Genomic DNA, 14,299 nt, shown 5'->3' with positions numbered 1-14,299 from the left:
GCGGCTGGTCACCACGAATCATCACAGAACCAGGCATTTCACACGAGTCCGGGGTGGAATCGATCACCTCCTCCCGCGGCCTTCAGCGGCCTCCAGCGGCACCGCTCACGGACGTGCCACCGGCGCGGGCCCCAGGGCCACGCGCCGGCTCTCGCGCAGTTCTAACCAGACATCGAATTACGAATCATGAAAAAGAGAGACATGGCTCATACGCCACGGCGGGGACGGCGGGTCAGAACGCCTCGTCCAGGCGCACCGTGCCCTCCACGGCCACCTGGTAGGCCGACACGCGCCGCTCGAAGAAGTTCGCCAGCTCCTGCACGTCCTGGAGCTCCATGAAGGCGAACGGGTTGGCCGACCCGTAACGCGGCGGCAGGCCCAGCCGGGCCAGACGCCGGTCGGCGACGTACTCCAGGTACTCGCGCATGCCCTCGGCCGTCATCCCGGCGACGCCCTCGCCGCAGAGGTCGCGGGCGAACGCGAGCTCCGCGGCGACCGCCTCCTCGATCATGCGGGTCACCTGGGCGCCCATCTCGTCGTCGAACAGCTCGGGCTCCTCGGCCCGCACGGTGTCCACGACCGCGAACGCGAACTCCATGTGCATGGACTCGTCGCGGAACACCCAGTTCGTCCCGGTGGCCAGCCCGCCGAGCAGGCCGCGCGAACGCAGCCAGTACACGTACGCGAAGGCACCGTAGAAGAACAGCCCCTCGATGCACGCGGCGAAGCAGATCAGGTTGAGCAGGAAGGCCCGCCGGTCGTCGCGGGTCTCCAGCCGGGCCAGCCCCTCGATGGAGTCGATCCAGCGGAAGCAGAACTCGGCCTTGTCCCGGATGGACGGGATGTGCTCGATCGCCGCGAACGCCTTGGCCCGCTCGTCGTGGTCGGGCAGGTAGGTGTCGAGCAGCGTGAGGTAGAACTGCACGTGCACGGCCTCCTCGAAGAGCTGCCGCGACAGGTACAGCCGCGCCTCGGGCGCGTTGACGTGCTGGTACAGGTTGAGCACGAGGTTGTTGGCGACGATCGAGTCACCGGTGGCGAAGAAGGCCACCAGGCGGTTGATCAGGTGGCGCTCCTGCGGGCCGAGCCGGGCGAGGTCGGCGAGGTCGGACTGCAGGTCCACCTCCTCGACCGTCCAGGTGTTGCGGATCGCGGCCCGGTAGCGCTCGTAGAAGTCCGGGTAGCGCATCGGACGCAGGGTCAGGTTCATGCCGGGGTCGAGCAGCATCACTGGCACGCCTCGCAGATCTCGGGGTTCTCCAGGGAACAGGCGACGGCCTCGGGCTCCGAGGGCGTCGCGGACGCCGTGGCGGGGACGGCGACGGTGGTCTGCGCGATGCGGGTGGCCGGGCGGGAGCGCAGGTAGTAGGTCGTCTTCAGCCCCGCGCGCCAGGCGTAGGCGTACATCGAGGACAGCTTGCCGATGGTCGGGGCCGCCATGAACAGGTTCAGCGACTGCGACTGGTCGACGTACGGCTGGCGCGCCGCGGCCATGTCGATCAGCGCCTTCTGCGGCAGCTCCCACGCGGTGCGGTACAGCGCGCGCAGGTCCTCGGGGATGGACGCGATGTCCTGGACCGAGCCGTCCGCCCGCTTGATCGCGTCCCTGACCTCGGGCGTCCACAGCCCGCGCTCCCGCAGGTCGCGCACCAGGTAGCGGTTGACCTGCAGGAACTCCCCCGACAGGGTCTCGCGCTTGAAGACGTTGGACACCTGCGGCTCGATGCACTCGTAGCATCCGGCGATCGAGGCGATGGTCGCCGTCGGAGCGATCGCGATCATCAGCGAGTTGCGCAGGCCGGTGGCGGCGACGCGCTCGCGCAGCGCCGCCCACTCGCCGGGGTGGACGGGCCGGGCGTCGGCGTAGTGGTCCGGGTGCAGCGTCCCGCGCGCCGCCCGCGTGTCGCCGTAGGACGGGTGGGCGCCGAGCTCCTCGGCCAGGTCGCAGGACGTCCGGTAGGCGGCGAGCGCGATCTCCTCGGCGACGCGCGTGGACAGGGCCAGCGCCTCGGGCGCGTCGAAGGGCAGGCGCAGCGCGAAGAACACGTCGGCCAGGCCCATCACGCCGAGCCCGATCGGGCGCCAGCGCCTGTTGGCGGCCTCGGCCTCGGGCGTCGGGTAGTAGCCGAGGTCGATGGACCTGTCCAGGAACCGGACGGCGGTCGCCACCGTGGCGCGCAGCCGCGCCCAGTCGAGCCCGCCGCCGGTCAGGTGGGCGGCCAGGTTGACCGAGCCGAGGTTGCACACCGCGGTCTCGGCGTCGCTGGTCACCTCCAGGATCTCGGTGCAGAGGTTGGACAGGTGGATGACGTTCTCCGGCAGCGCCGTCTGGTTGGACGCGCGGTTGGCGGCGTCCTTGAACGTCATCCAGCCGTTGCCGGTCTGGGCGAGCGTGCGCATCATGCGGCCGTACAGCGCGCGGGCGGGCACCTTGCGGACCTGCCGTCCGGCGGCCTCGGCCTCGCGGTAGGCGGTCTCGAACGCCTCACCCCACAGGTCGGTCAGCTCCGGGACCTCCTTGGGGTCGAACAGCGACCACTCGGCGTCGGCCTCGACCCTGCGCATGAACTCGTCGGGCACCCAGTTGGCCAGGTTCAGGTTGTGGGTGCGCCGGGCGTCCTCGCCGGTGTTGTCGCGCAGTTCGAGGAACTCCTCGACGTCGGCGTGCCAGGGTTCGAGGTAGACGCAGGCCGCGCCCTTGCGCCGCCCGCCCTGGTTGACGGCGGCGACGCTGGCGTCCAGCGTGCGCAGCCAGGGGACGATGCCGTTGGACAGCCCGTTGGTGCCCCGGATCAGCGAGCCGCGCGCGCGGACCCTGGTCCAGGCGATGCCGATGCCGCCCGCGTACTTCGACAGGCGCGCCACCTGGGCGTACCGCTGGTAGATGCCGTCCAGCTCGTCGCGCGGGGAGTCCAGCAGGAAGCACGAGGAGAGCTGGGGCCTGCGGGTGCCGGAGTTGAACAGCGTGGGCGAGCTCGGCAGGTACGACAGCGTGGAGATCAGCCGGTACAGCTCGCCGGCCTCGGCGACGGTCCGCGCGAGGCCGCAGGCGACGCGCAGGAAGAAGTGCTGCGGGGTCTCGAGGACGCCCCGGGTGACGGGGTGGCGCAGCAGGTAGCGGTCGTAGACGGTGCGCAGCCCGAAGTACTCGAAGCGGCCGTCCCCCTCCGGGTCGGTGAGAGCGTCCAGCGCGGCGGCGTGGTCCCGGACGAACGCGGCGAGCCGGTCGTGGACCAGGCCCGCGGCGTGCGTGGCCGCGACCGACTCCGAGAACCTCCGCACGCCGTGCGCCGCCGCCTCCTCGGCGATCTCCTCGGCGAGCAGCCGGGCGGCGAGGCGGGAGTTCTCCGGGTCGGCGATGACCCGGGCGGCGGCCTCCTCGATGGCGAGCCGCCGTCGCTCGCCGGCCGCGTCCCGCCGGTAGGCCGGGGGCGGGACGGTCGCCGCGTCACTCGCCGGGTGAGTCACCGCGTCGGTCACGGTCACCTGCTGTCTCCTTCGTGCGAACGGGGTGCCGCGAGGAAGGAGCGCACGAAGACATGGCCCGGCGGCCCTCATGCGGGCATGCCGGGACGACCTCGTCTCGCGGCCCTCCCTCGGGGCCTGGACGACGTCACGGGCAGGTCTTCGGGCTCGCGGGCGCACGGCACACCCCTACTGGCCGTCGCTTCCCGGGCCCTGCGGCCCAGTGCCTTGTGACGGCGGTCGTTCCCGCTCACCGCTGCGGGGCAGCGCCGGACTCACACCGGCTTCCCTCTTACCTCGCCGAAGCGAACCAGCGACGAGCATGGATCCTACATCTAGTGGCGCGGCGCGCAACAACCCCTATAAGTTGTGTCGAGCAGGGGTACGGAGCGTCACCGTCAGGCCCGCACGCCCAGCTCGCCGAGCGCGCGGCCGAGGCGGGCCGACTCCACGCCGAGCCACTGCCGGAAGTCCTCGCCGTCCAGGTACAAGGGGGTCCAGCCGTTGCGCCCGCACAGCGCCTGCCAGCGCGGCGACTCGGCCACGTCCCGGCACAGCAGGGCCAGCGCGGCGCGGTCGTCGTCGGCGAGGCGGCCCGGCCCGAGCAGGCCGCGCCAGTTCGCGCAGTACAGGTGGACGTCGGACTCCAGCAGCGTCGGGGCCTCCAGGCCGGGGATGCGCTCGGGCGAGGACACCGCGAGCACGCGCAGCTCTCCCGAGCGCACGCGCGCCCGCACGGCCGCCTGCCCCGCGATGACGGCGGCCGCGCCGCCGCCGTTGAGCGCGGCGACGGCGTCGTCGCAGGTCGGGTGGGCCGCGTACCGGACCAGGCGGGCGTCGACGCCGAGGCTCTGGGCGAGCATGCCGAGCAGCAGGTGGTCCACGCCGCCCTCGTTCCTGCCCGCGACGGCGAGCCGGCCGGGGTCGCGGCGCAGGGCGTCGGCGAACGCGCCGAACGTGGCCAGGCGCGAGGACGCGGGGACGGCGATCAGCTCCCACTCGCCGCAGAGCCGGGCCACCGGGGTCGTGCCGGCGAAGGCGCCCGACGGGCGGGCGGCGCGCACCGTGCCGACCAGCTCGGGTTCGGCCATCAGGACCTGGTCGGCGCGGGGCGCCCGGGTGAACTCGGCCAGGCAGGACGCGAGGGGCCTGGTCTCGACGTGGACGGCCCTGGCCAGCGACTCGCGTTCGGCCACTCCTTTCAGCGACCGGGCGACCCTGTCGGCGTCGCCGCCCGCCGGGCCCGGCACCACCATCGAGATCCGCGTGGTGGCGGGGCCGCGCGTGCCGGTGGCGCCGCCGCACCCGGCGGCCATTGCGACGAGCCCCGCGCCGAGCGCGAGAACCTGGCGACGACGCATGGTTCACGCCCTTTCCCCCGATATCGGGCTAAATGCCCATTTCAGCGGCCCGGCACACGGCACGAGAACGGATCCTTGACGTCCTCCGCGCTCCTGACCCACCTCGACGTCCCGCTCACCGCGCGGGAGAGGCGGTCCCCCGTACGGGGGAGGCGGTTCCCGATGCGGGGGGAGTCGCCGGTCAACGGCGCGCGGCGAATGTGGACACGTTGGTCTTTCGCCCGTCGAAATGGGAGCCATCGTGTCCGACACCCGATCCGACACCACACCGTCCACCACCACCTCTCCCCGGAAAGCCGGGTGGGCCGGATGGGCGGGATACGCGGCGGCGGTGTGGGCCGCCCTGTACGGAGTGGTGGCGTTGTTCTGGACGATCTCCGGGAAGGGCTACCCCTTCGGGCCGGGACACGCGGAGGACTCCCCCGCGCTGCTGCGGTCGCCGCCCGCCTCGACGGGGGCGCCGATCTTCGCGACCGTGCTGCTCGTCACCGCCGTCGCGGCCCTGGCCATGGCGGGCCGGCACGCGGTGTCGCCGGGCCGCCCGGCGCGCGCCGCCCTGCTCGGCTTCGGCTGGACTGTGGCGGCGGTCCTGCTCGTGGGCGTGCCGACCGAGGACGTCCTCGCGCTCACCGGGTACGCGCCGATGCTGATCCTCGGCGCCCCCTTCGGCTGGCCGCGAGGCGTGGACTACGCCGCCGTGTTCGACTGGTCGCTGCTGAACCAGGTCTGGTGCCTGGCCGGCGGCTATCTGGTGGCGTTCACGGTGCTGTCCTGGCAGCGGCGCGCCCGGGGGGCCTGCGCCCGCTGCGGCCGGCGCCACGACGGCTCGGCGCGGGACCGGCGCCGCCTGCTCGCGCTGAGCCGCTGGGCGACGGCCGCGGCCGTCGTGATCCCCCTGCTGTACGCGGCGAGCCGGTACGCCTGGCTCGCGGGCATCCCGCTCGGCATCGACGACGCGCTGCTGCGCTCGCTGTGGGACAGCGGCGGCGTCTGGGCGGGCGCGGGGCTCGCGACGGCCGCCGTCGCGGGGGCGGCGCTCACGCTGGGTCTCGTCCAGCGCTGGGGAGAGGTGTTCCCCCACTGGACGCCCGGCCTGGCGGGCCGCCGCGTCCCCATCACGCTCGCCGTGATCCCGGCGGCGTACGTGGCGCCCATCGTCGTCACGGCGGGCCTCGGCATCGTCACCTCGCCCGAGCTCGGCCGGCTGACCGGCTACAGCCCGGTGCTGCTCGGCACGCACGCGCTCTGGCTGCTGTGGGGCCCGGCCCTGGCGTTCGCCGCCTTCTGCTACTACCTGCGGCGGCGCGGCGCGTGCCCGATGTGCGGGAGGCGGGGATGACGGGCGTGCCGGGCCCCCTGGCCCTCTCGGACGGCGAGCGTCCCCTCGCGGAGTGGACCCGCCACGCCCTGGCGGAGGTGGAGGAGCTGCTGGCCGCCACGCTGCGCGCCCCCGGCGACCCCTTCCTGACCACGGTCGCGACGCACCTGCTGGCCGCGGGCGGCAAGCGGCTGCGTCCCAGGATCGCCCTGCTGGCCGCGCGGTTCGGGGATCCCGACCGGCCGGAGGTGCCGCGCGCGGCGGCGGCCGTGGAGCTGATCCACGTGGCCTCGCTGTACCACGACGACGTCATGGACGAGGCGGCGACGCGGCGGGGAGTTCCGAGCGTCAACGCCAGGTGGGGCAACCGGGTGGCCATCCTCGCCGGGGACTACCTGGTGGCCAGGGCCGCCGAGCTGGTCGCGCCGCTCGGGCCCGCGGCGGCGCAGGAGCAGGCGCGGATGATGACCCGGCTCGTGACCGGGCAGCTCCGCGAGACCGTCGGCGCGGGGCGCGACGCCGATCCCGAGCGGTACTACATGCGCGTCATCGCCGACAAGACGGCGGCCTTGTTCGCGCTGGCCGCCCGCCTCGGGGCGCAGGCGGCGGGGGCGGGCCCCGAGGCGCGGGAGGCGCTGGGGGCGTTCGGGGAGGCGTACGGCGTCGCCTACCAGCTGTGCGACGACGTGCTCGACATCGCGGGCCCGGACGGGCGCGCGGGCAAGCCCGCGGGCGCGGACCTGCGCCAAGGGGTGGCGACGCTGCCGGTGCTCCGGGCCCTGCGGGGGCGGGGCCGGACACCGGCGCGGCTGCGCGGGCTGCTCGCCCGCGGTCCCGTCACCGACCCGGGACGCCTGGCCGCCGCCACGCGCCTGCTGCGGCGCTCCCCCGGCCTCGCCGAGGCCCGCGCCGAGGTCGCCCGGCACGCCGGCCGCGCCCGCCACGCCCTGGACGCCCTGCCCGGCTCTCCGGCGCGCGCCGAACTGATCGCCATGTGCGCCCACCTCGCCGCCCGCGCCTCCGGGACCGGCTGACGCCTCCACCGGGCCCCGGCCCCGTGCCGGAACGGCATGGGGCCTCACCCCTCGGGGCTGACGAACCCGGACTCGTAGGCGACGATCACGGCCTGCGTGCGGTCGCGGGCGGCGAGCTTGGCCAGGACGTTGCCGACGTGCGTCTTGACGGTCTCGGCGCCCACGACCAGGCGCGCGGCGATCTCGGCGTTGGACAGCCCGGCGGCCATGAGCCGCAGGACCTCCTCCTCGCGCTCGGTGAGCCGGGCGCGGCGGAGCCGGTCGGCCGCCGGGCCGGTGGCGGGGCCGCGCCCGTGGGCGCCGGCCAGGCGGCGGATCGCGGCCGGGAACACCAGCGACTCCCCGCGGGCGACCACGCGCACCGCCTGCACGACCTCGGCCGGGCGCGCCCGCTTCAGCAGGAACCCGCTCGCGCCCGCCCGCAGCGCGTCGTACACGTGGTCGTCGTTCTCGAACGTGGTGACGACGAGCACCCGGGGCGGCTCGCCGGAGGCGGCCAGCAGGCGGCGCGTGGCCTCGATGCCGTCGATGGCCGGCATCCGCACGTCCATGAGGACCACGTCGGGACGGCCGCGCGCCACCATCGGCATCACCTCGGCGCCGTCGGCGGCCTCGCCGACCACCTCCAGGTCGGGCTGGGCGTCGATGATGACGCGCAGCCCCACCCGGATCAGCTCCTCGTCGTCGACGAGCGCCACCCGGATGACCGTCATCGCGCCCCCTCCGCCTGGGGCCGGCGCGCCCCGGCCGTGATCACGGTTCCCCCACCGGCAGCCGTACCGAGACCCGCCACTGCCCGTCCCGCACCCCGGCGGTCATGGAGCCGCCGAGCATGGCGACCCGCTCCCGCATGCCGGAGAGCCCGTGCCCGCCCTGGCGGCGGCCGGGGACGCCGGTGACCGGGTTGGTCACCTCGATGGCGAGCGTGCGCGCGTCGGCGCGGACGCGCAGCGCCACGGGCACCCGGCCGGCGTGCCGCAGCGCGTTGGTGAGGCTTTCCTGGACGATGCGGTACCCCTCGCGCGACACCGCGGCGGGAAGCCCGTCCACCGGCCCCTCGACGCGCGCGCCGACCTCGACGCCGGCGCCGCGCGCGTGCGCCACGAGACGGTCCAGGTCGGCCAGCCGGCCGTGCGGCTCCGGCGGGCCGTGGGCGTCGTCCGGCTCGCGGAGCATGCCGAGGACGCGGTCCAGGTCCTCCGCGGCGGCCCTGCCGGTCTCCTCGATCGCGGCGAGCGCGCGGGCGGCGAACGCCGGGTCCTTCTCCAGGACCTCCCGCGCCGCCGCCGCCTGCAGCGTGGTCACGGTCAGCGCGTGGCCGATGGAGTCGTGCAGCTCGCGGGCCAGCCGGTTGCGCTCGGCGAGCCGGGCGGCGCGGGCCTCCAGCGCGGCGATGCGCTCGGCGGGCGAGGGTCCGAGCAGCACCGGGGCCATCACGGCCGCGAGCCCGCCGAGCCCCGCGACGGCGTACAGCGCGCCGACCAGCAAGACCGCGCCGAGCAGGGCGAGCCACCCGGTGTCGTGCTCGTCCAGCGGCCCGAGCCGCAGCCCGGCCAGCGCGCCGCCCGCGAGGTCCAGCCACTGGAGCGTGAACGCCAGGCCCATCGCCACGGGCACGAACAGGAGCAGGGCGACGACTCCGCCCGCGCAGAGGTGGACGGCGAACCACAGGGCCGCGCGCAGCCGCGTCTCGCGCGCGGCCCGGCCCCGCTCGGCGGTCGCGGGAGGGTCGGGCAGGGCCACGCCGAGCAGCGAGCGGGCCGCCGCGATCTCCAGGGCCCGGGTGCCGCGCAGGAACGGCGGCACCAGCCCGACGAGCGCGGTCACCGCCAGCACGACGGCGAGGAGCACCTGCGGCGCGCCGGGAACGGCGTACATGCGCGCGAACGCCCACCCGAGCAACAGGTACGGCAACAGCAGCACCCCACCGAGCAGCAGATGCACCGCACGCCGATAGGTCGTGGCGCTGAACAGCGGCCCGGCCACCCCGCGAACGCCCACCCGCCGATCCTCCCAGACTTCTCCGCTCGCCCCCGCGTGGAGACATCAGGGAAATATACGGAACGCGGCGTCCGGGAGAGCGCGATGTCCCGGTCCGGCCACCACGCTCCGCAGTTGACCGGTCACGCGCGTGATACCGTCCGAGCGTCCCCCCAGGTGACGCCTGTCGTGCCTGGTCACAAGGCGGGTCCCGGCGGGGTGCCGGGGTCCACGCGCGGACCGGAGGTTCAATCACCCATGACGACTCAGCAGCTCGGCGATGACACGCGCCGCGGCGTCGAACGGCTTCTCCAGTTCTCCGAGCACGTCGGCGGCCTGCGGGAGGAGGACGTGCTGGAGGTTCTGCGGGAGAACGGCATCACCACCCTGGAGGGGTTGGTCCGGCGCGGCCTGAGCGCCCCGCGCTCGGCGTCGCCGGAGCCGGTGGGCGCGTCCGCGCCGCTCGGGCCCGGCGAGGCGTCCGGCGGGCCCGCGGCCCCGAACGGGCGCGTCACGCACCGGCCGCCGAGCATGGCCGTGGTCGTGGACGGCGTCGAGCACGACCCCGCCGACCTGGTCCGCTTCGACGGCCGGCCCCTGCATTTCGTGGCGAGCCACGCGAACGGCGAGCCGCGGCTGCTGGCGTTCACCGACGACCGGCCGCTGCGGACCGCGCTGTGGGTCGCCTCGCTGACCCGCGCGCAGACCTCCGCCTCGGACGGTGTGCGGACCTCCGCCTCGGACGGTGTGCGGACCTCCGCCTCGGACGGTGTGCGGACCTCCGCCTCGGACGGTGTGCGGAGCGCCGCCGGGGCGCCCTTCACGCGGGGGACGGTCCAGATGTTCGAGCACCACAACTTCGACGGTGACTGGTTCTGGCTGGAGGCCGGGTTCTGGTGGCCGGACCTCACCCGCGTGCACCACGGGCCGATCTGGTCGCGTAGCGACTGGAACGACACGATCAGCTCCATGTCGGCGACCGACTGCAACGTGACCTACTACGAGCACGTCAACGGGGGCGGAAGCTCCTTCTTCTCCCCCGCCTACACCGGAGACCCCTGGGGCGGGCACGCCTGGGCCGACCTCACCGCGATCGGCTGGAACGACCGCATCTCCTCGGTCGCCAACTGGGGACCGCCGCGCTGACGGTTTTCGTCGGAGGCGGCCGGTATACAGGACGGACACCGGCGAGGCGGGCGGCCCGCCCGCCCGCCGGACCGGACTCCGGGGGATGAAAGGCCGCGTCATGCCGGAAACCACGAACGAACCGACCCGCGCCCGCGACGACTTCCCGCGCCTGGCCGACCCGTTCCGGCGCGAGCTGCTGGCGCACTGCTACCGCATGATGGGGTCCGCGCACGACGCGGAAGACCTCGTGCAGGAGACGTACCTGCGCGCGTGGCGGGCCTACGACGGGTTCGAGGGCCGCTCCTCGCTGCGCACCTGGCTGCACCGCATCGCGACCTCGGCTTGCCTCTCCGCGCTGGAGGGCCGGAGCCGGCGCCTGCTGCCGGCCGGTCTCGGCCTGCCCGGGTCCGACCCCTCGGACGTCCTGGTTTCCCGGCCCGAGGTCCCCTGGCTGGAGCCCCTGCCCGACGCCCTGTCCGGCGTGGGCGAGGGCGACGACCCGGCGGCGATCGTCGCCACGCGCGAGAGCGTGCGGCTGGCGTTCGTCGCCGCGTTGCAGCACCTCCCGCCGCGCCAGCGCGCCGTGCTGATCCTGCGGGACGTGATGCGGTGGCGGGCGGCCGAGGTCGCGTCCATGCTCGGCGTCACGACCACGGCGGTGAACAGCCTCCTGCAGCGCGCCCGCGCGCAGCTCGCCCGGGTGTCCCCGAGCGAGGAGTCGGTCGCCGAGCCGACGGAGGCGCGCGAGCGCGAGCTGCTCGACCGGTACGTCGCGGCGTTCGAGCGCAAGGACGTCGGCGCGATCGTCGCGCTGTTCACCGACGACGTGGTGTGGGAGATGCCGCCGTACACCGCGTGGTACCAGGGCCCCGAGCGCATCGCCCGCCATCTGGAGTCGGTGTGCCCGGCCCGTCCGGGCCGCACGCTGCTCGTGCCGGCCTCGGCCAACGGGCAGGCCGCGTTCGGGCTGTACCTGCGCGACGGCGCGGGAGACTACACCGGCTTCGCGCTCCAGGTGCTGACCGTCACCCCGGCGGGGGTGAGCCACGTGGCCAACTTCATGGGGCCCCGCCTGTTCGAGACGTTCGGCCTGCCCCGCACCCGTCCTTTCCACGGTAGGGCGGCCTGAGCCGGGAAGCGCCCAGCGGGGCTCAACGGTGGCGGGAGCGCGGCTTGAGCGGGGTGGCGGGCAGGACCGGCGCGGGCAGCGGGGCGCCGTCGTAGCCGTGCACGGTGCCGAACGCCGTGCCCTCCGACCATTCCTTGCGGAAGCGCTCGATCTCCTCGTGGCCGCGGCCGACGAAGTTCCACCACATGACGAGCCGTTCCTCGAACGGCTCCCCGCCGAGCAGGAGCACCCGGCCGCCGTTCCCGGCGGCGAAGGCCAGCTCGGCGCGGCCCGACCCCAGGTACAGCAGCGGCCCGGGTTCGAGGAGCACGCCGTCCACCTCGGCCGTCCCGCCGAGCGCCATCGCCGCGTACTCGAAGTCCGGCCGCGCGGGCAGGGTGACCGCCGCGCCGTCGTCGAAGGCCAGCTCGGCGCCGACCAGCGGGGTGTAGGCCCGGGCGGGTGAGACGGCCCCGCCGAGCTCGCCGACGATGACGGTGGCCCGCACGCCGGGGGCGGTCAGCACGGGCAGGTCGGGGTGGTGGTCGAAGGCCGGGTCGGTGTGCCGCGCGCCGTCGGGCAGCGCCACCCAGAGCTGCACGCCGTGCAGCACGCCCTCGCGGGTGGACTCCTCGGAGTGCGAGATCCCGCGCCCGGCCGTCATGAGGTTCAGCCCGCCCGGCGTGATCACCTGGGCGCTGCCGAGGCTGTCGCGGTGCAGGACCTCGCCCTCGAGCAGCCAGGTCACCGTCTGGAGGCCGGTGTGCGGGTGGGGGGCGACCCGCATGACCGCGGGCTCGGGGCCGTACTGGTCGACGAAGCACCAGGCCCCGACCATGCGGCGGTCGCGGTTCGGCAGCGTGCGGGTGACCTTCATGCCGCGCGGGCCGCCGAGGACGACGTCGCGCCCGGCCAGCAGCTCGCGCGCGGGCCCCTCGGCCGAGCCCTCGCACACCGTTTCGCGCGGTTCGCGTTCCAGGTTGCTCACCCGACGACTGTACGACTCCCCCGCTCGCGCCCGGCGGGCGCCCGCGGGCGGCGCGTCGGTGCAGCGGCGCGCCGCCACGCCGAGGTCACTCGACCGTGACGCTCTTGGCCAGGTTGCGGGGCTTGTCCACGTCGCGGGCGAGGGCGACCGCCGCGTGGTAGGCGAAGAGCTGGAGGGGGATGCTCAGCAGGATCGGGTCCAGCTCGACCTCGTTCTTCGGCACCACGATGACGTCCTCGGCGAGCCTGGCGTCCGGCTCGCGGTGCCCGATCATGAGCACCTTGCCGCCCCGGGCGCGGATCTCGCCGAGCGTGGTGAGGTTCTTGTCGAGCAGCTCGTCGTCGGGGACGATCGCGACGGTGGGCATGTCCGGGCCGATCAGGGCCAGCGGCCCGTGCTTGAGCTCGCTCGCCGGGTACGCCTCGGCGTGCACGTAGGAGATCTCCTTGAGCTTCTGGGCGCCCTCGCGGGCGACCGGGTAGCCGCGCACCCGGCCCACGAACATCATGCTCGGGTGCGGCGCGTACTTGCGGGCCAGCTCGGCGATGGCGTCGCCCTGGTCGACGATGGCCTGGATCTGCTCGGGGAGCTTGCGCAGCCCTTCGACGATGCGCCGCCCGTCGGCGGGGGAAAGGTCGTGCACGCGGCCGAAGTGCAGGGCGATCAGGGCGAACGCGACGGCCGTGGAGGTGAACGCCTTGGTGGACGCCACCGAGACCTCCGGGCCGGCGTGCAGGTAGACACCGCCGTCCACCTCGCGGGCGATGGCGCTGCCGACCGCGTTGACGACGCCGAGCACCCGGCCGCCCTTGCGCTTGAGCTCCTGCACGGCGGCGAGCGTGTCGTAGGTCTCCCCCGACTGGCTCACCGCGACGTAGAGGGTGTCGTGCTCGACGACGGGGCTGCGGTAGCGGAACTCCGAGGCGGGCTCGGCGTCGGCGGGGATGCGGGCGAGCTCCTCGATGAGCTGGGCGCCGATCTGGCCGGCGTAGTAGGCGGACCCGCAGCCGATGATCTTCACGCGGCGGAAGGCGCGGGTCTCGCGGGGGTCGAGGTTGAGCCCGCCCAGGTGGGCGATGTGGAAGCGGTCGTCGAGGCGCCCGCGCAGCGTGCGGGCCACCGACTCGGGCTGGTCGGAGATCTCCTTGAGCAGGTAGTGCTCGTACCCGCCGGTGTCGTAGTGGCCGGCGTCCCAGTCGACGGTCAGCGGCTCCTTGGAGGTGACCCGGGCGTCCATGGTGAGGGTGCGGAAGCCGTCGGCCCGCAGCACGGCCAGCTCGCCGTCCTCCAGGTGCACCACCTGGCGGGTGTAGCGGACGAGCGCGGCGACGTCGGAGGCGCAGAACATCTCCTTCTCGCCTATGCCGAGCACGATCGGGCTGCCGTTGCGGGCGACGACGATCTCCCCGGGGCGCTCGGCGTCCACGACGGCGATGCCATAGGTGCCGACGACGCTCTTCAGCGCCCGCCTGACGGCCTCCTCGAGGGAGTCGGTGTCCTGGACGGTGCGGGCGACGAGGTGGGCGAGCACCTCGGTGTCGGTCTCGGAGACGAAGACCGCGCCGTCGGCGACGAGCTTGGCGCGCAGCTCGTCGGCGTTCTCGATGATGCCGTTGTGGACGACCGCCACGCGTTCCTTGGTGTCGAGGTGGGGGTGGGCGTTGACGTCGTTCGGCACGCCGTGCGTGGCCCAGCGGGTGTGCCCGATGCCGAGGCCGCCCCTGAACCGGGCGGGCACGGCCGCCGCCAGGTCGGCGACCCTGCCCTTGACCTTGCGTACCTTCAGTCCCTTGTTGTTCACCACCAGCCCGGCCGAGTCGTAGCCGCGGTACTCCAGGCGCTGCAGCCCTTCCAACAGGATCGGCGCCGCGTCCTTCGGCCCGATATAAGCGACGATTCCGCACATACCAATCTCCT

General features: G+C 74.3%; 11 protein-coding genes and 1 riboswitch. Of the genes, 4 read left to right on the top strand and 7 right to left on the bottom strand.

Annotated features, from left to right (window positions below; all coding sequences use genetic code 11):
• Positions 1–232: 232 nt before the first annotated feature.
• From BJ981_RS32190 to BJ981_RS32180, 3 genes are all read right to left on the bottom strand, one after another.
• A complete protein-coding gene (locus tag BJ981_RS32190; RefSeq protein ID WP_184617135.1) occupies positions 233–1,228 on the bottom strand; it encodes a ribonucleotide-diphosphate reductase subunit beta in 996 nt (331 codons plus the stop codon).
• Positions 1,228–3,486: a ribonucleoside-diphosphate reductase subunit alpha gene (locus BJ981_RS32185; RefSeq protein WP_239139614.1), complete on the bottom strand. Its 2,259-nt coding sequence runs from the start codon at positions 3,484–3,486 to the stop codon at positions 1,228–1,230. Before BJ981_RS32185 ends, BJ981_RS32190 begins: the two co-directional genes overlap by 1 nt.
• A 115-nt stretch (positions 3,487–3,601) precedes the next feature.
• A riboswitch (cobalamin riboswitch) is annotated at positions 3,602–3,795 on the bottom strand.
• Positions 3,796–3,863: 68 nt separating this feature from the next.
• Positions 3,864–4,826 carry a Bug family tripartite tricarboxylate transporter substrate binding protein gene (locus BJ981_RS32180; RefSeq protein WP_184617133.1) on the bottom strand — a complete coding sequence of 321 codons (963 nt, stop codon included), beginning with the start codon at positions 4,824–4,826 and terminating at the stop codon, positions 3,864–3,866.
• A gap of 241 nt (positions 4,827–5,067) precedes the next feature.
• Between BJ981_RS32180 and BJ981_RS32175 the strand changes: the two genes are divergently transcribed.
• A complete protein-coding gene (locus BJ981_RS32175; RefSeq protein ID WP_184617132.1) occupies positions 5,068–6,165 on the top strand; it encodes a hypothetical protein in 1,098 nt (365 codons plus the stop codon).
• A complete protein-coding gene (locus BJ981_RS32170) occupies positions 6,162–7,178 on the top strand; it encodes a polyprenyl synthetase family protein (protein ID WP_184617131.1) in 1,017 nt (338 codons plus the stop codon). Before BJ981_RS32175 ends, BJ981_RS32170 begins: the two co-directional genes overlap by 4 nt.
• Positions 7,179–7,222: 44 nt before the next feature.
• Here the strand turns inward: BJ981_RS32170 and BJ981_RS32165 are convergent, their stop codons facing one another.
• Positions 7,223–7,891 carry a response regulator transcription factor gene (locus tag BJ981_RS32165; protein ID WP_184617130.1) on the bottom strand — a complete coding sequence of 223 codons (669 nt, stop codon included), beginning with the start codon at positions 7,889–7,891 and terminating at the stop codon, positions 7,223–7,225.
• 40 nt (positions 7,892–7,931) lie between these two features.
• Positions 7,932–9,179, bottom strand: coding sequence for a sensor histidine kinase (locus BJ981_RS32160; protein ID WP_184617129.1), 1,248 nt, complete (start codon positions 9,177–9,179; stop codon positions 7,932–7,934).
• A 237-nt stretch (positions 9,180–9,416) separates the two neighbouring features.
• Between BJ981_RS32160 and BJ981_RS32155 the strand changes: the two genes are divergently transcribed.
• Together BJ981_RS32155 and BJ981_RS32150 are read left to right on the top strand one after the other, a co-directional pair.
• Positions 9,417–10,304: a hypothetical protein gene (locus BJ981_RS32155; protein ID WP_184617128.1), complete on the top strand. Its 888-nt coding sequence runs from the start codon at positions 9,417–9,419 to the stop codon at positions 10,302–10,304.
• Between the two features lie 100 nt (positions 10,305–10,404).
• Positions 10,405–11,415: a sigma-70 family RNA polymerase sigma factor gene (locus BJ981_RS32150; RefSeq protein WP_184617127.1), complete on the top strand. Its 1,011-nt coding sequence runs from the start codon at positions 10,405–10,407 to the stop codon at positions 11,413–11,415.
• Positions 11,416–11,437: 22 nt separating this feature from the next.
• Here BJ981_RS32150 and BJ981_RS32145 read toward each other — a convergent pair whose 3' ends face one another.
• Both BJ981_RS32145 and glmS read right to left on the bottom strand, forming a co-directional pair.
• Positions 11,438–12,382 carry a pirin family protein gene (locus BJ981_RS32145; RefSeq protein ID WP_184617126.1) on the bottom strand — a complete coding sequence of 315 codons (945 nt, stop codon included), beginning with the start codon at positions 12,380–12,382 and terminating at the stop codon, positions 11,438–11,440.
• Between the two features lie 85 nt (positions 12,383–12,467).
• Positions 12,468–14,288 carry a glutamine--fructose-6-phosphate transaminase (isomerizing) gene (gene glmS / locus BJ981_RS32140; protein WP_184617125.1) on the bottom strand — a complete coding sequence of 607 codons (1,821 nt, stop codon included), beginning with the start codon at positions 14,286–14,288 and terminating at the stop codon, positions 12,468–12,470.
• Positions 14,289–14,299: the final 11 nt, after the last annotated feature.

It is taken from the genome of Sphaerisporangium krabiense (genome assembly GCF_014200435.1).
GTDB lineage: Bacteria > Actinomycetota > Actinomycetes > Streptosporangiales > Streptosporangiaceae > Sphaerisporangium > Sphaerisporangium krabiense.
The sequence above is the reverse complement of the archived record's forward strand: the minus strand, read 5'-3'. Positions and strand labels throughout refer to the sequence as shown.